Below are 15,769 nucleotides of genomic sequence, written 5' to 3'. Positions count from 1 at the left end.
TAATTCAGGGGGCTTTCATGTCCGCAGATCTTTCCAACTGGCAGTGGCGTGCGCCGCCGGATTTAAAACCAACGGCCGGGCGCTATGTCAAAACCGAGCCTGCTCAGTTTCCCGATGCGGCGACTGAACTGTTCCCGGTTCTGTGTAGTGAGGGCGACGCCGACCTGTGGACCTACATTCCGCTCGGCCCGTTTGAAACTGCGGAAAGTTTTGGCGAGACGATGCGTTTCGTCACCGGACAGCAGAACTGGCAGACGCATATGTTCCGTGACGCCGCAACAAATGCCCCGCTCGGCATGGCGAGCTACATGCGCATCAGGCCCGAAGCCGGTTCGGTTGAGGTCGGCTGTATCGTTTTGTCGAAAAAGCTGCAGCGCACCGCCGCCGCCACAGAGGCCATGTATCTGATGGCGCGGCATGTCTTCGACGATCTCGGCTATCGCCGGTATGAGTGGAAGTGCAACAACGACAATGCGGCGTCACGGCGCGCAGCATTGCGCCTCGGTTTTACATTCGAAGGCGTCTTCCGTCAGGACATGGTGATGAAGGGCCGGAACCGCGATACGGCCTGGTATTCCATGCTGGATTCTGAATGGCCGGCCGTGAAGGCGGCGTTCGAATCCTGGCTGGCGTCGGATAATTTCGATGGCGGCGGTCAGCAGCGGCGCTCTCTCGCTGACATCCGCGCGGCTATTTAGTCTTCTTTGAGATCGCTCTTTACATGCTGGCTTCACATTCATATATTCAACTATATGGTTGAATATCATGCTACGGATGATATAACGCTTGACGGCGTTCTTGTTGCGCTTGCCGATCCAACGCGGCGGGCGATCCTGGCGGCGCTGGGCGAGGGCGAGCGCCGGGTCACAGATCTCGCAAAGCCTTTCGATATGTCGCTCAACGCCGTCTCGAAACATGTGAAGACGCTGGAACGGGCGGGGCTGGTGCGCCGCCGCCGTGAGGGGCGCGAACATCTCGTCATCGCCAATCCGGCGCCGATTGAGGAAACCGCCGCATGGTTCGACGCCCAGCGGAAATTCTGGAACGCGCGGCTCAACCGCCTCGAGACGCTGATGAAAAAGGAGATTGAGGATGAATAAATACGGAGAAGTTCTCGAAGACGGTTCGCTTTACTTCGTGCGGGAGCTTCCCGGCGATATCGAGCGGGCATGGGCGTGGATTGCCGAGGGCGAAAAGCGCGCCCAATGGCTTTGCGGCGGCGGTGACGTCCAGCGTGCAGGCGAGACCATCAAGTTTGAGTTTCAACACAAAAACCTGACGCCGCATGAAGAGACCATTCCGGAAAAGTACAAGGAAATGGACAATGGCGTTTCCTTTGATGTGGATGTGACCGCCTGCGAGCCGCCGCACCGTCTCGTGATCTGGTGGCCGTCGCCGGAGGGGAGCAATGAAATCGAATTCCGCCTGAGCGAACAAAACGGCAAGGTGAAGCTGGAGCTGATCCAGCGCGGCGAAATTCCCGCCGAGCATTTTCTTGGATCGTGCGCGGGCTGGCATACGCATCTTGATATCATGGCGGATAAGATGTCGGGCGAGACGCCGAAACCATTCTGGTCAACCCATGAGGCGTTTTTTCAGGAATATAAGGCGCGGATCAAAGATCACCTCGCGTCATTGAAGTAGGCGCCGGGGATCGCTTCCTTGGCCGGGCGCCGTGAATGCAGAGACGGTTGTTTCGCCGGGCGGCGCTTGTATAAGCGGGCGTATCGCCACCTGCCCAACGGAGCCTTTCCATGAACATCCACGAATATCAGGCCAAACGTCTTTTGAAAGAATTCGGCGCGCCCGTCTCCGAAGGCCGTGCGGTTCTGGCCGCCAACGAGGCCGAAAAAGCCGCGAAGGAATTGCCGGGCCCGCTTTACGTGGTGAAGGCGCAGATTCACGCCGGCGGGCGCGGCAAAGGCAAGTTCAAGGAAGCATCAGCGGGCGAGGGCGGCGGCGTTCGTCTGGCGAAGTCGCCGGAGGAAGCGGCCGAATTTGCAAAGCAGATGCTTGGCGCGACGCTGGTCACGAAACAGACCGGGGCCGAGGGCAAACAGGTGGGTCGCATTTATATCGAAAACGGTTCGGACATTGAGACCGAGCTTTATCTCTCTGCGCTGGTTGATCGCGGCACGGGCCGCATTGCCTTCATCGCCTCCACCGAGGGCGGCATGAATATCGAGGAAGTGGCCGAAGAAACGCCTGAAAAAATCATCACCGTTCAAATCGACCCGGCCACCGGCTGCATGCCGCACCATGCGCGGCGCATCGCACAGGCGCTTGGCCTTAAAGGCGCAACAGCGAAACAATGCGGCAAGCTCATCCCGACGCTCTATAAAGCGTTTGTCGAAAAGGACATGAGCCTTTTGGAAATCAATCCATTGATCGTGACCAAGACCGGCGACCTGTTGGTGCTCGACGCGAAAGTCGGGTTCGATCCGAACGCTTTATTCCGTCATGAGAACATTCTCGAAATGCGCGACAAGTCGGAAGAAGACCCGATGGAGTTAAAAGCGTCGGAATTCGATCTGTCTTACGTCAAGCTCGACGGCAATATCGGCTGTATGGTGAACGGCGCCGGTCTCGCCATGTCGACCATGGACATCATCAAGCATTACGGCGCCGAGCCGGCGAACTTCCTCGATGTGGGCGGCGGCGCCACGAAAGAAAAAGTCACCGAGGCGTTCAAGATCATCACGACGGACCCGGCGGTGAAAGGCATTCTCGTCAATATTTTCGGCGGCATTATGCAATGCGATGTGATTGCCGAAGGCATCGTCGCAGCGGTGAAAGAAGTCGGCCTCGACGACCCGCTGGTGGTGCGCCTTGAAGGCACCAATGTGGAGAAGGGGAAAGAAATTCTCGCCAACTCCGGCCTCAAAATCACGCCCGCCGACGACCTAGAAGACGCGGCGCAGAAGGTGGTGAAGGCGGTTCAGGGGTGATGTTAGCCATCTAACGGCTTGTCTGGAATTTGGTTCAAGACATACATGAAGCCTGCTCACAAACAAAAGCTTCCCAAGAAAGAAATTAGAACCTTTCTGGTAAAAGCGATTCCATATGTAGGGCTTGTGACGGCTGTATTGGCCGCTCTGCTCGAAGCGTTGGATTTGGGTGGTGCAAACACTCGCCCATGGAGTCTTGGCCTGATGGCGACTTCGCTTAGCGCTCTATGGTTGAACTACATCATTGAGAACAACGAAGTAAAATCGATGTTGGGTGAGTTCAGGAAGTCAAATGATGATACTTCCGCCCTCATGAAAGCCGTCAACACGAAAGACGTTGCAATAACTGATCGTGTTATGCGTGCGGGTTTTTTTGGAGGAAGCGAGTTTGATGACGCATTTTGGCTGTCATATTGCGAATCTCTACGCGCTCGAGAGGGTGGTAGTTCCGAACTGGATGCGGTGCGAGACGTTGTCGATGCTCTGGAAACACAAGAACTTAGAATTATGCAAAGCGAAGCGTTTTCTTTGATGCGTCGATTTTGTGAAATTACAATGCAGAGGGGTGGGACGTATTTTGCTACTACAACGCCAAAAGACTTGGATACCGCTTGTAGAGGGCAGGTGGATAACGTTGCCCGATATTTCTTGTTTGATTTTCCGACTCTTTATCCAAAGAATGTCAGGCGGGTGTTTTTGTTGAAGTCCATGGACCAGCTTCAGGATTTAGAGGATCAATGTAAAGAAAGTCTCCATAGGCAACTTCAACTCGGTGTTGAGTTATTATTCCTTGAGATAGAAGACGCGAAAGAAAATAATTTTGGAATTTACGGTGATCTCGCTGTCGGTAATTATGACGAAGTCAATGCTGTAAATATAGTTTCGTTTGATAAGCGTAAACGAAGCCAAATGATGCAACGGTTTATTGATTTGCGAGATCAATCTAAGGTGCTGACCGCAAGTGTCTTGAATTAAGAATAACCCAATGCCTCCCTACTTCGAACATGAATTAGGCGCTCTCGTTCGAGTGCATCTGAGTGGCAATGATTACTTCGGTGATTCCGCACCCCAATAACGCGAACCCGGTCAAAAATTTTACAACATATCTGTTGAATTCTTCAATATTTCCCAGTGTTGGTGGAAGGTTATCCCCCACTTTCAGGGCTGTCTTATACTTCACAGCAAGTCCGGGTTCGGATGAAGTAGCGTAGAACCTGCGAATACGCGCGCGTCATTTTGTGTCCGCTCTCGCGCGGGGGTGGCGACGTTTGAAAAGGAGAAAAAGTTGTACGAAATTTTTTGGATGGAGTTGTACAACAATTGGCTGAACGCGTTGTAATGAAAGAGTTAAAGCAGAGGCGAGCCCCATCGTTTCAGTACATTTTCAGCTCTTGCCGGCGCGCCCTTTACAAACGGGATGGTTGAGGTCAACAAAAAGACATGAGCGAGAAAACAGCCTTTACTTTCCTTCATCCTCTGCGCGTGCGCTGGGGCGAGTGCGATCCGCAAGGGATCGTCTTCAACGTCAACTATTTTCTCTATTTTGACGTCGGCATTACGGAATATATGCGCGCGCTCGGCTATCAGGGTGATAACATTCTCGAATTCTATACGGTCAACGCGAACGCCGACTTTCGCGGATCGGCAAAGTTCGATGATGAACTCGAGGTCGGCGCGCGCTGCGCGCGGCTTGGCAACAAATCGATGACCGTGGCGATGGCGATTTTCAGGAACGAAGAATTGCTGACCGAGGGCGCGCTGACCTATGTTCATGCCGAGCGGGGGACACAGGACACGTCGCCTCTGCCGTCGGATTTTATCGAGCGCGTTGTCGCCTTTGAGAAAACGTCGCCGGAAAGAAGCTGAGATGACCAGACCCGCTATCGGCAAACTCAATATCCGGAAAGCCTTTGATCAGATCGATGAGCACTGGTCTCCGCATATTGCGGCCAACGTCAACGGTCAGGATGTGCGGCTCGCCAAAATCGAAGGTGCGTTCGAATGGCATCATCATGACGGCGTCGAGGAGGCGTTTTATGTGGTGAAAGGCGCGTTCACCATGCGGTTCCGCGATCGCGATGTCTCGCTGGCGGAGGGCGATTTTATCGTCGTTCCCGCCGGCGTCGAGCATATGCCGGTCGCCGACAAAGAATGCTGGATCATGATGATCGAAAATGCCGGCACGCTGAATACCGGCGCTCATGAAAACGAGCGAACAAAGCGAGACTTGCCCACGCTCAAGGGCGCTGAATAAAAAACCGGATAAAAAACCGCGCGAGCAGCGCCCGCGCGGGATCATAAGTCGGGAGGGCTTTATACACTCGGTCAAAGCGTGGCGCTCTCTCGCAAAGATATGTTGCGCTGTAACGACGGATTCGTGACAGTTTCTTAGCGGCCGGCCATAGGGTTGATTTTCCAGCCGATAATGTTTTCCCGAGGCTGAAGGATTTGTCGTGAAACGGTTGCCCCTTCATTGCGGCGCCGTTAAGACCAGCGAAATTCACCCGCCAACGCTCGCCGGAGAGCCTGCAAAATGTCCATTCTTATCGACAAGAACACCAAAGTCATCTGCCAGGGCCTCACGGGCAATACGGGCACCTTCCATACGGAACAAGCCATCGCCTATGGGACGAAAATGGTCGGCGGCGTGACGCCGGGCAAAGGCGGCATGACGTGGGCGGCTGGCGAGGCGGCCCCGGCCGAGGCGAAGGGCGCGACGCTGCCCGTGTTCGATACCGTGGCGGAAGCAAGAGAAAAAACCGGCGCGAATGCAACGGTGATTTATGTGCCGCCCCCCTTCGCGGCGGATTCCATTCTTGAAGCGGTCGCGGCTGAAATTCCGCTCGCAATCTGCATTACCGAGGGCATTCCGGTTCAGGATATGGTCAAGGTCAAGCGCGCGCTTGACGGCTCAAAGACGCGGCTCGTCGGACCTAACTGTCCGGGCGTGATTACGCCGGATGAATGCAAGATAGGGATCATGCCGGGCCACATCCACCGCAAGGGTCACGTGGGTGTGATCTCGCGTTCTGGCACGCTGACCTATGAGGCGGTGCACCAGACGACCATGGCGGGCCTCGGCCAGTCGACCTGCGTCGGCATTGGCGGCGACCCGGTGAAGGGCACCGATTTCATCGAGATTCTCGACATGTTCCTTCACGATGACGAGACCCAGTCGATCATCATGATCGGCGAGATAGGCGGCTCTGCAGAGGCCGATGCGGCGAAGTTTCTGGCGAACCACAAGATCAAAAAGCCGACTGTTGGCTTCATTGCCGGCGTCACGGCGCCGCCGGGACGGCGCATGGGCCATGCGGGCGCGCTTGTTTCCGGCGCTGACGACACAGCGGCAGCCAAGATCGAGGCGATGAACGCGGCCGGAATCGCCGTCTCGCCAACACCTGCGGCAATGGGGCGGACATTGCTGGAACTTCTCAAAAAATAAACGGTTTTATCGTTAATTGATCGTTCGTTAATGATTGAATCGCGCAGCGGTTGGCGTATCTAGAACCATAAGCGTCAGGCGCGGCGTAATGACGGACTAAAGTAATGGCCAAGGACGGCAACGACCCTGCAGATCAGGCTCAATCAAAGCCTGACACTCACACAGCACTATCGGGATCGAACGCACGCTATCTCGAAGCGCAGCATGCGCGGTTTTTAGCGGACCCTGGATCGGTATCTGAGGACTGGCGGCGATTCTTCGAAAATGATCCGGATGCTGGAGGCGACCACTCGAGTGACCAGGGGCCGAGCTGGGAGCGCAAAGACTGGCCGCCCAAGGTCAATGGCGAACTGACGGCGGCGCTTGATGGCGATTGGGCCTCGCTGGAACCGCAGCTCAAGTCTAAGATAGAAAAACGTGCGCCGGCGGCAACCGCAGATGAGATACAGCAGGCGACCAAGGACTCTCTGCGCGCGCTGATGCTAATCCGCGCTTATCGAATTCGCGGACACCTGATCGCTGATCTTGATCCGTTGGGCCTCCAGAACCAGACGGTGCACCCGGAACTTGATCCCGCATCGCTCGGCTTCACCGAAGCGGACATGGATCGCCCCATTTTCATCGACAATGTGCTTGGACTTGAAACCGCTAGCCTACGTGAAATTATCGGCATCTTGAGGCGTACCTACTGCGGTACTTTCGCTGTCGAATTCATGCACATTACCGACCCGGCGCAAAAGTCGTGGATGCAGCATCGCATCGAAGGGCCGGACAAGGACATTTCCTTCACGAACGAAGGCAAGCGCGCGATCTTTCACAAGCTCGTCGAGGCAGAGGGTTTTGAAAACTTTCTGAACACAAAATATACGGGTACGAAGCGTTTTGGCCTCGATGGTGCGGAGTCCATGGTTCCGGCGCTTGAGCAGATCATCAAACGCGGCGGCGCCCTAGGCGTTAAAGAGATTGTCATCGGCATGCCGCATCGCGGCCGCCTGAACGTGCTCGCTGCAGTGATGGGCAAACCTTACCATCACATTTTCCATGAATTTCAGGGCGGTTCGGTGACGCCTGACGATGTTGGCGGCTCAGGTGACGTGAAATATCACCTCGGGGCTTCATCAGACCGAGAATTCGATGGCAATAAAGTCCACCTCTCGCTAACGGCGAATCCATCTCATCTTGAGGCGGTCAATCCGGTCGTGCTCGGTAAGGCGCGCTCGAAACAGGATCGTATCGAACCGCCAGATCTTGATGCGCCGCGCACACATGTATTGCCGCTGCTGCTGCACGGCGACGCCGCTTTTGCAGGACAAGGCATCGTTGCAGAATGTTTCGGGCTTTCAGGTCTGCGCGGTTATCGCAATGGCGGGACCATCCATTTTATCGTCAACAACCAGATCGGCTTTACGACCAGTCCGCGCTTTGCGCGTTCGTCGCCATATCCTTCCGATGTTGCTAAAATGGTTGAGGCGCCGATTTTTCACGTCAACGGCGACGATCCGGAGGCGGTGGTTTACGCGGCGAAAGTCGCCACGGAGTTTCGACAGAAATTTGGCGCTGATGTCGTCATCGATATGTTCTGTTATCGCCGCTTTGGACACAACGAAGGCGATGAACCGAATTTTACCCAGCCGCGCATGTATAAAAAAATACGCGCGCTGGCGACTACGCGCGAAGTGTACGCGAAACGTCTTGTTGGAGAAGGTTCGCTCACAGAACAAGATGTTTCTGACGAGGCGTCAAAATTCCGAACCTTCTTGGATGATGAATTCGCCGCAGCCGAGGCTTTTAAACCGAATAAGGCTGACTGGCTCGACGGTCAGTGGTCTGGGTTCGTGCCTCCTGTGGACGATGACCGGCGCGGTGACACTGCCGTTGATCTCGATCAACTGAAAACCATCGGCGCTGCGCTTACGCACTATCCGAAGAATTTCAACATTCACAAAACGCTCGCGCGCATTTTACAGCAGAAGAAAAAGACGATTGACGAGGGCGCCGGCATTGATTGGGCGACGGCTGAAGCGCTCGCATTCGGGTCGCTTTTGCAGGATGGTTTCGGCGTGCGTCTTTCCGGCCAGGATTCCCGGCGCGGCACGTTTTCTCAGCGGCATGCTGTCTTTATCGATCAGGAGACAGAAAAAACCTACACGCCGTTGCGCCACCTTGAAGACGGCAATGCGACATTCGAGGTGCATGACTCAAACCTTTCCGAATTTGCGGTGATGGGATTTGAGTATGGATACTCTTTAGCCAACCCGAAATTTCTGGTGCTCTGGGAAGGGCAGTTCGGTGACTTCGTGAATGGCGCGCAAGTGATTGTCGATCAGTTCATTTCCTCGGGCGAGCGAAAGTGGCTTAGAATGTGCGGCCTCGTTCTTTTATTGCCGCATGGTTATGAAGGTCAGGGGCCCGAGCACTCTTCGGCGCGGCTTGAGCGTTTCTTGCAGCTTTGCGCACAAGATAACATGCAGGTGGCGAACTGCACGACGCCGGCGAATTATTTCCATATCCTGCGTCGCCAAATGCGGCGCAATTTCCGCAAGCCGTTGATCCTGATGACGCCGAAGTCACTGCTGCGCCACAAAAAATGCGTATCGACACTGGCCGAAATGGGGCCGGGCTCCTCTTTTCATCGTGTGTTATGGGATGATGCGGAATCGCAGCCGGGCTCGACCGTGAAGCTGGTTGCGGACTCCAAAATCAAGCGCGTGGTCATGTGTTCCGGAAAGGTCTATTACGACCTGCTGGAAGAGCGCGAGAAGCGCGGAATTGACAATGTTTATCTTCTGCGCATCGAACAGTTTTATCCGTTTCCGGCCCATTCGATTATCAACGAGCTGCAGCGTTTCCGGAACGCGGAGATGATCTGGTGTCAGGAAGAGCCAAAAAACATGGGCTCATGGTTCTTTATGGAGCCGAATCTCGAGTGGACCCTTGATCAGATCGACGCCAAGCACAAGCGCCCGAAATATGTGGGCCGTCATGCTGCCGCTTCGCCGGCGACGGGCCTTATGAGCAAACACAAACAGGAACTTGAAGAATTTCTGGACGAAGCTTTAAGCGTTTAAAGCTCGCCGGAGAGGAAGAGATGTATGGCCACTGAAATCCGCGTTCCAACGCTCGGCGAATCTGTCACCGAAGCCACAATCGCCCGATGGATGAAGCATGAGGGCGATGCGGTGAACGCAGACGAGCCGTTGGTCGAACTTGAAACTGACAAGGTGTCGGTTGAAGTGCCGGCGCCGGCGGCAGGCGTGCTTGCAAGCATCTCCGCCCAAGAAGGCGACACGGTTGAGGTGAATGCGCTTCTCGGCGCTATCGATGCCGAAGCGAGTGCTGCTGCTGTGAAACCTGCGCCGAAAGAAGAAAATGAACCCGCTCCGGCGTCATCAGGCGGTGGCGAAGAAATCGAGGTTCGCGTTCCCGCGTCTGGCGAGTCCGTCACGGAAGCTGACATCGGTGAATGGCTAAAGAAAGAGGGTGAGGCAGTCGAGCGTGATGAGCCGATTGTCAGCCTCGAAACGGACAAGGCCGCTATGGACGTGCCGTCTCCGGCTGCGGGTGTTTTAAAAGAGATTAAAGTGAAAGAAGGCGAAACCGTCGAAGTCGGCGCGCTAATTGCCATAATCGAAGCGGGCGCAGCGCCGTCCGCATCCGCGCCGAAATCAAACGGCGCTGCGGCGCCTTCTGCGCAACCAGCCTCAACCGCATCATCGGATACGCTCTCGCCGGCGCCGCGTCGCGTGGTTGCTGAGCGCGGTCTTGATGCGTCTTCCATTCAGGGTACGGGCAAGGGCGGCCGCGTGACGAAAGCTGACGCACTTTCTGCCGAAACGAAGCCGTCTCAAGCGAAAGCACCCACTCCTTCTGCGACGCGCGACCTCGGTCAGCGCGAAGAACGCGTGAAGATGTCGAGGCTGCGCCAGACCATCGCGCGCCGATTAAAAGAGGCGCAGGACACGGCGGCAATGCTCACGACGTTCAACGACGTCGATATGACCGCTGTTATGGAGCTTCGCGCGTCGTACAAGGATCTTTTTGAAAAGAAGCATGGCATCAAGCTGGGCTTCATGTCGTTTTTCGCCAAGGCCTGCGTTCATGCTTTGAAAGAAGTGCCTGACGTTAACGCCGAAATCGACGGAACCGATATCATTTACAAAGACCATTATGATGTTGGTATAGCCGTTGGCACGGACAAAGGTCTGGTCGTGCCCGTGGTGCGCGATGCTGATTTGAAATCAATGGCGGAGATTGAGCTTGAAATCGCAGATTTCGGCCGGCGGGCGCGCTCCGGCGATCTGAAACTCGAAGAGATGCAGGGCGGCACCTTCACCATCACCAATGGCGGTGTCTACGGCTCGCTATTATCGACGCCGATCCTTAATCAGCCGCAGTCAGGCATTCTTGGCATGCACCGGATAGAACAACGCCCAATCGCCCGTAATGGCGAAGTTGTCATCCGACCGATGATGTATCTGGCGCTTTCCTATGATCACCGGATTGTGGACGGCAAAGGCGCCGTGACATTCCTCGTGCGCCTTAAAGAAAATCTCGAAGACCCGCAGCGGCTGTTGCTGGACCTCTAGTTCGTGTTAATGGCTTCGCCGCCATTCGAACGGAATAAGGATAGATAATGAGCGATCAATATGACGTCGTGATCATCGGCGCAGGCCCCGGCGGCTATAATGCGGCAATCAGAGCTGGGCAGCTTGGGCTTAAAACGGCGATCATTGAAAAGCGCGACACGAAAAAGCTCGGCGGCACGTGCCTCAATGTCGGTTGCATCCCGTCAAAGGCGCTTCTTCATGCTTCGCAGCTATATGAGATCGCGGAGAAAGATTTCGAAGGGATCGGCATAAACACTGGCGGATTAAAACTCGATCTGCAGCAGATGCAGAAACAAAAAGACGACGCCGTCGAAGGCCTTACCAAAGGCGTCGAATTCCTGATGAAAAAGAACAAGGTCGATGTGTTTCTGGGGACGGGTGAAATCCTCGCGCCCAATCGTGTTCTGGTTTCCGGTTCCGATGGTGATAGGGAACAGGAACTCAACACAAAAAACATCGTGATCGCCACGGGCTCTGAGGTGACGCCTCTGCCTGGAGTTGAGATTGATGAAAAGCAAATCGTTTCGTCTACTGGTGCGCTGGATTTTGCTAATGTACCGGATCATCTGGTGGTGATTGGCGGCGGCGTCATCGGGCTGGAGCTTGGGTCTGTGTGGCGGCGGCTCGGTTCGAAAGTGACGGTGGTTGAGTTTCTCGACCGCATCCTGCCGACTATGGATGGCGAGGTTTCAAAACAGTTTCAGCGTATTCTGAAAAAGCAGGGCGTTGATTTCAAATTATCGTCCAAAGTTACAGGCGCCAAAACATCTGAACGCGGCGTGCATTTGACGGTTGAACCCGCCGCTGATGGTGATGAGTCCGTTATCGACTGCAACGCGGTTCTGGTCGCCATCGGGCGCCGTCCACATACGGTTGGGCTTGGGCTTGAAACGATCGGAGTCAAGAGCGACAAGCGCGGGTTTATAGAAACGGACCATTTCAAAACCAGCGTGCCTGGCGTTTGGGCCATCGGCGATTGCATTACGGGGCCGATGCTCGCCCACAAGGCGGAAGATGACGGCGTCGCCTGCATCGAGTTAATCGCGGGCAAGGCAGGCCATGTAAATTACGATACGGTGCCAAGCGTCGTTTACACCTATCCAGAAGTCGCCGCCGTTGGAAAATCAGAAGAGCAGCTAAAGGACGAAGGCGTTGAGTACAAAGTTGGCAAATTTCCGTTCGCCGCCAACTCGCGCGCTAAAACCAATCACGAGACGGATGGTTTCGTAAAAGTGCTGGCAGACGCGAAAACCGACCGCGTGCTCGGCGTTCATATCGTCGGTGTTGAGGCGGGCGAACTGATCGCTGAAGCCGTCAGCGTTATGGAATTTGGCGGTGCATCTGAAGATATTGCGCGCACGTGCCATGCGCATCCGACACGCTCCGAAGCTGTCCGTCAGGCGGCCATGGGCGTTGAGGGCTGGACGATGCAGGCGTAAAGGAACGCGCTCGCTTCATCATGGATACTGACATCTACATACGCCGGATTGAAGAAAGCGATGTAGACGAATTATTCACCCAAATGACTGCGCTCGCAGAAAACGAAGGTGAGCAAGCGCACCTAACTGTCACTCCTGCCGTCTTGCGCCAGACCGGCTTCCGCGATGCCCCATCATGGAGTGGGTTTTTTGCTCTTTCTGGCGATAAGACCGCTGGATACGCCACTTACACCCATGACTTTCATGTCTGGACCGGTTCTCCGCGCATCACACTGGACGATATTTACGTAAGACCTGAATGCCGGGGGCTCGGCTTTGGCGAGCGCTTAATGAGCGCTGTCTTTGATGAAGCGAAAAAGACTGGCGCTTATGTTAACTGGACAGTTCGGACAGATAACAAAAAAGCCATCGCATTTTATCAACGTTTGGGCGCAACGTATCGCGTCATTGGGAAGTGCGGTTGGCGTGCTGATGCTCCTGGTGCTTAATTGGTATGTAGAGAGCGACGGGAGAAAGAACCTTGCCATCTGAGAAAGCTCAATCGGCTGGCGGGGCGCCGCTCGAAAAAATTCTCGATGAAGCAATTGAGAATTCTGAAAATGGCGCATTGAATCTTGGCGTACTCTTAAAGGCTTGGGGCGATAGAAGCTATGGACCGCTTTTTATTTTCTTTGGGTTTATTGGTGGTACGCCGCTTGCAGTAATTCCCGGCGCGGCGGCTGTCGTCGGCATCATAATCGCCGGCATCGCTTTGCAAATGTTATTGGGTTTGGCGCATCCCTGGCTTCCAAAACTTCTGCTTGAGAAATCGATCAAGGAAGAAGATCTGCGTTACACACGCAAAAAAGTTGAGCCAAGTTTGGTTTTCATTGATCGGTTGATTACTGAGCGGTTGACTTGGGTAATGATTGAACCGATGCGCCGCGCCGCAGCATTTTTTGTGGCGGTGCTTGGCTTGCTTATGATTCCGTTTGACGTCATTCCCTTTATTGTCGCCGCTCCGGCATGGAGCATTGTATTGTTTGGTGTCGCCATCACTGCGCGCGACGGGCTTGTGATGATCATGGCGCTGTTGGCCTGTTTTGGCGTTGCTCTACTCGGCGTGAGCGCCTTCTAGCAGCAAGCGCGATATTAAAATTTATCGCAACGGAGAGTTATGACTCTAACCATTCCTGATTTTGTCGGCTTCGCAGGCGTTGCATTTATCGTCGGCACTTACTTCCTCTCACAAATCGGCCGGATGAATGTAAATCAGCCCTTATATCCCGCCCTCAATGGGATTGGCGCGTTACTGATTCTCTTTTCGCTGATGCATACGTTTAATGCAGCGTCTTTCGTAATCGAGATTTTTTGGCTGACAATATCGGTCATCGGTCTTGCAAGATCGTTGCTGGGACGAAGGGGCTAGCAAACCTAAGGCACGAAACGGGAACGCATGTGGGCAATTTCATGACCCCCTTAGGTTTTGCGGACCCTTTTCGCTAGAAAACAGCGAGTTACTGCTAACGGCTGGATTTTGCGTGCCTTTTCGGCTTAGAGTGCGCTTTAATTCGATGCAGGGCAGGGGTGGCTCTGGCAGAGGGGCGATGTTGCAAGCTGACCGGCTGATGCAACCGCAAAGAAGTAAAAGGGTCTAACTTCCATGAATGTGATTTTGATTTTTACGGCTATTGGCGCCGTAGGTTTGCTGAGCGCGCTCTATCAAATGCGCACGCAGCCAAAAGGCTTGTACATTCTCTTCTTCGCAGAGATGTGGGAGCGCTTTTCCTATTATGGCATGCGTGCGCTTCTTGTTTTTTATCTTACGAAACACTTCCTTTTTGAACAGAGCGCTGCCTACGGATTGTATGGCGCATACACGACGCTCGTTTTCATTACGCCGGTCATAGGCGGTGTTTTGGCTGACCGTTATCTAGGGCATCAGCGGGCAGTAATGATCGGCGCTGTTTTGCTTGTGCTTGGTCACATGGGCATGGCCATCGAAGGGGAGCCGGTTGTCGCCGGAGAAGATCCTGATCCCTTCATCCTCAACATATTTTACCTGTCGCTTGCGCTTATCATCATGGGCGTGGGTTTCTTGAAAGGTAATATTTCGGCGATCGTCGGCCAGCTCTACGCTAAAACAGATGTCCGGCGTGATAGCGGCTTCACTTTCTTTTATGTGGGCATTAACGCCGGTTCGTTTTTTGGCGCCTTGTATGCCGGTTATCTCGGAGAAACCTTTGGTTGGCAGTACGGTTTCGGTCTTGCCGGCATCGGGATGCTTGTTGGCTTGATTGTTTTCGCTATGGGGCGTGGTTTGTTGAACGGCGCCGGCGAAACGCCTGATCTGGCGCTGCTTAAAAAGAAACAGTTTCTGGGTTTGACTACGGAATGGCTCATTTACATTGCTACGCTCGGCATGTTGGCCTTTGTGTGGTGGGTCGTTCGTGATCAAGGCACGGTGGGCACGCTGCTCTATATCTCCATGGGCGTAACCTATCTCTATATTCTGGGCAGGAGTGTGATGACCCTGGAACCGCATGCGCGTGACAGGATATTTGCAGCCTTGTTCTTGATTACGGTTCAGGTCCTGTTCTGGGCGCTGTTTGAGCAAGCGGGCAGTTCACTTAACGTCTACGCTGACGAACAGGTGGATCGCACATTGCTCGGTCAAGAAGTGCCTGCATCTGTGTTCCAGTCATTGAATGCTATGTATATCGTCTTTCTTGGGCCGGTTTTTGCTTTTATCTGGAGCTTCCTCGGAAAGCGCGGCATGGAGCCGTCGGCGCCGCAAAAATTCGGATTAGGCGTTATCCAGTTGGGTCTGGGTTTTCTTGTGCTGGTCTGGGGCGCCTCAACTGGCCAAGGACTTACGCCTGTTGTTTTCATCTTTCTTATTTACCTGTTGCACACGACGGGTGAACTTTGTTTATCGCCAGTTGGCTTGTCGGCCATGACACGGCTTTCTACCGCGCGAATGGTTGGCCTGATCATGGGCGCCTGGTTTCTTGCTTCTGGCGCGGGGAACTTCGTGGCTGGTCTCATTGCGCAAGCAACTGCTGCCGAAGGGCCGAACGGGGAAAGTCTGGTATTGGATGTCTACTCCAATGTGGGCTGGATGGCTGTTTGGGTCGGTATCGGGTTGATCATCGTATCACCATTGATCAATTACCTCATGCATTTGAAGACACTGACAGATGACGATCATCCACTAGCTGGCGAGAAGGAGATCGGTGAACCGCAAGGGCCCGGTCCGAAGCCTGCCCGAAAGTAAGGCTTGAGAAGACCTTTAAAAACCGCCCGGCAGGTTCTCCTGCCGGGCGTTTTTCTGTAAACGTCTATCCATGC

The 15,769-nt window shown here is 54.4% G+C and carries 15 protein-coding genes; all 15 read left to right on the top strand.

Annotation, left to right across the window (positions count from 1 at the left end; genetic code table 11):
• Positions 1–17: 17 nt before the first annotated feature.
• The 15 genes from PUV54_RS04450 to PUV54_RS04380 all read left to right on the top strand — a co-directional run bounded on the left by PUV54_RS04450 (position 18) and on the right by PUV54_RS04380 (position 15,695).
• Positions 18–698: a GNAT family N-acetyltransferase gene (locus PUV54_RS04450; protein WP_274494366.1), complete on the top strand. Its 681-nt coding sequence runs from the start codon at positions 18–20 to the stop codon at positions 696–698.
• Between the two features lie 54 nt (positions 699–752).
• A complete protein-coding gene (locus PUV54_RS04445) occupies positions 753–1,100 on the top strand; it encodes an ArsR/SmtB family transcription factor (protein WP_274494365.1) in 348 nt (115 codons plus the stop codon).
• A complete protein-coding gene (locus tag PUV54_RS04440) occupies positions 1,093–1,644 on the top strand; it encodes an SRPBCC family protein (RefSeq protein ID WP_274494364.1) in 552 nt (183 codons plus the stop codon). The genes PUV54_RS04445 and PUV54_RS04440 overlap by 8 nt, the downstream gene beginning before the upstream one ends.
• Before the next feature lie 110 nt (positions 1,645–1,754).
• A complete protein-coding gene (gene sucC / locus PUV54_RS04435) occupies positions 1,755–2,948 on the top strand; it encodes an ADP-forming succinate--CoA ligase subunit beta (protein WP_274494363.1) in 1,194 nt (397 codons plus the stop codon).
• A gap of 45 nt (positions 2,949–2,993) precedes the next feature.
• Positions 2,994–3,923: a hypothetical protein gene (locus PUV54_RS04430; RefSeq protein ID WP_274494362.1), complete on the top strand. Its 930-nt coding sequence runs from the start codon at positions 2,994–2,996 to the stop codon at positions 3,921–3,923.
• A 465-nt stretch (positions 3,924–4,388) separates the two neighbouring features.
• On the top strand, positions 4,389–4,814 hold the full coding sequence (locus PUV54_RS04425) for an acyl-CoA thioesterase (RefSeq protein ID WP_274494361.1): 426 nt from the start codon (positions 4,389–4,391) through the stop codon (positions 4,812–4,814).
• Position 4,815: 1 nt separating this feature from the next.
• Positions 4,816–5,202, top strand: coding sequence for a cupin domain-containing protein (locus PUV54_RS04420; RefSeq protein ID WP_274494360.1), 387 nt, complete (start codon positions 4,816–4,818; stop codon positions 5,200–5,202).
• 279 nt (positions 5,203–5,481) lie between these two features.
• Positions 5,482–6,393 carry a succinate--CoA ligase subunit alpha gene (gene sucD, locus PUV54_RS04415; protein WP_274494359.1) on the top strand — a complete coding sequence of 304 codons (912 nt, stop codon included), beginning with the start codon at positions 5,482–5,484 and terminating at the stop codon, positions 6,391–6,393.
• 104 nt (positions 6,394–6,497) lie between these two features.
• Positions 6,498–9,461 carry a 2-oxoglutarate dehydrogenase E1 component gene (locus PUV54_RS04410; protein WP_274494358.1) on the top strand — a complete coding sequence of 988 codons (2,964 nt, stop codon included), beginning with the start codon at positions 6,498–6,500 and terminating at the stop codon, positions 9,459–9,461.
• A gap of 24 nt (positions 9,462–9,485) precedes the next feature.
• Positions 9,486–10,979, top strand: a complete 1,494-nt coding sequence (gene odhB / locus PUV54_RS04405; RefSeq protein ID WP_274494356.1) for a 2-oxoglutarate dehydrogenase complex dihydrolipoyllysine-residue succinyltransferase — start codon at positions 9,486–9,488, stop codon at positions 10,977–10,979.
• Between the two features lie 47 nt (positions 10,980–11,026).
• Complete coding sequence (gene lpdA / locus PUV54_RS04400) at positions 11,027–12,439, top strand: dihydrolipoyl dehydrogenase (RefSeq protein ID WP_274494355.1); 1,413 nt, start codon at positions 11,027–11,029, stop codon at positions 12,437–12,439.
• Between the two features lie 20 nt (positions 12,440–12,459).
• On the top strand, positions 12,460–12,927 hold the full coding sequence (locus PUV54_RS04395; RefSeq protein ID WP_274494354.1) for a GNAT family N-acetyltransferase: 468 nt from the start codon (positions 12,460–12,462) through the stop codon (positions 12,925–12,927).
• A gap of 32 nt (positions 12,928–12,959) precedes the next feature.
• Positions 12,960–13,556, top strand: a complete 597-nt coding sequence (locus PUV54_RS04390) for an exopolysaccharide biosynthesis protein (RefSeq protein WP_274494353.1) — start codon at positions 12,960–12,962, stop codon at positions 13,554–13,556.
• Between the two features lie 39 nt (positions 13,557–13,595).
• Complete coding sequence (locus PUV54_RS04385; protein WP_274494352.1) at positions 13,596–13,847, top strand: CBU_0592 family membrane protein; 252 nt, start codon at positions 13,596–13,598, stop codon at positions 13,845–13,847.
• Between the two features lie 234 nt (positions 13,848–14,081).
• Positions 14,082–15,695 carry a peptide MFS transporter gene (locus PUV54_RS04380; protein ID WP_274494351.1) on the top strand — a complete coding sequence of 538 codons (1,614 nt, stop codon included), beginning with the start codon at positions 14,082–14,084 and terminating at the stop codon, positions 15,693–15,695.
• Positions 15,696–15,769: the final 74 nt, after the last annotated feature.

The organism is Hyphococcus flavus, from assembly GCF_028748065.1.
Lineage (GTDB): Bacteria > Pseudomonadota > Alphaproteobacteria > Caulobacterales > Parvularculaceae > Hyphococcus > Hyphococcus flavus.
This window is presented reverse-complemented; position numbering and strand designations above follow the sequence as displayed.

Bases quoted from the DNA above. Each gene is read 5' to 3' on its own strand.
- PUV54_RS04450 (WP_274494366.1), top strand. From the start codon at position 18: ATGTCCGCAGATCTTTCCAACTGGCAGTGGCGTGCGCCGCCGGATTTA.
- PUV54_RS04445 (WP_274494365.1), top strand. From the start codon at position 753: ATGGTTGAATATCATGCTACGGATGATATAACGCTTGACGGCGTTCTT.
- PUV54_RS04440 (WP_274494364.1), top strand. From the start codon at position 1,093: ATGAATAAATACGGAGAAGTTCTCGAAGACGGTTCGCTTTACTTCGTG.
- sucC (WP_274494363.1), top strand. From the start codon at position 1,755: ATGAACATCCACGAATATCAGGCCAAACGTCTTTTGAAAGAATTCGGC.
- PUV54_RS04430 (WP_274494362.1), top strand. From the start codon at position 2,994: ATGAAGCCTGCTCACAAACAAAAGCTTCCCAAGAAAGAAATTAGAACC.
- PUV54_RS04425 (WP_274494361.1), top strand. From the start codon at position 4,389: ATGAGCGAGAAAACAGCCTTTACTTTCCTTCATCCTCTGCGCGTGCGC.
- PUV54_RS04420 (WP_274494360.1), top strand. From the start codon at position 4,816: ATGACCAGACCCGCTATCGGCAAACTCAATATCCGGAAAGCCTTTGAT.
- sucD (WP_274494359.1), top strand. From the start codon at position 5,482: ATGTCCATTCTTATCGACAAGAACACCAAAGTCATCTGCCAGGGCCTC.
- PUV54_RS04410 (WP_274494358.1), top strand. From the start codon at position 6,498: ATGGCCAAGGACGGCAACGACCCTGCAGATCAGGCTCAATCAAAGCCT.
- odhB (WP_274494356.1), top strand. From the start codon at position 9,486: ATGGCCACTGAAATCCGCGTTCCAACGCTCGGCGAATCTGTCACCGAA.
- lpdA (WP_274494355.1), top strand. From the start codon at position 11,027: ATGAGCGATCAATATGACGTCGTGATCATCGGCGCAGGCCCCGGCGGC.
- PUV54_RS04395 (WP_274494354.1), top strand. From the start codon at position 12,460: ATGGATACTGACATCTACATACGCCGGATTGAAGAAAGCGATGTAGAC.
- PUV54_RS04385 (WP_274494352.1), top strand. From the start codon at position 13,596: ATGACTCTAACCATTCCTGATTTTGTCGGCTTCGCAGGCGTTGCATTT.
- PUV54_RS04380 (WP_274494351.1), top strand. From the start codon at position 14,082: ATGAATGTGATTTTGATTTTTACGGCTATTGGCGCCGTAGGTTTGCTG.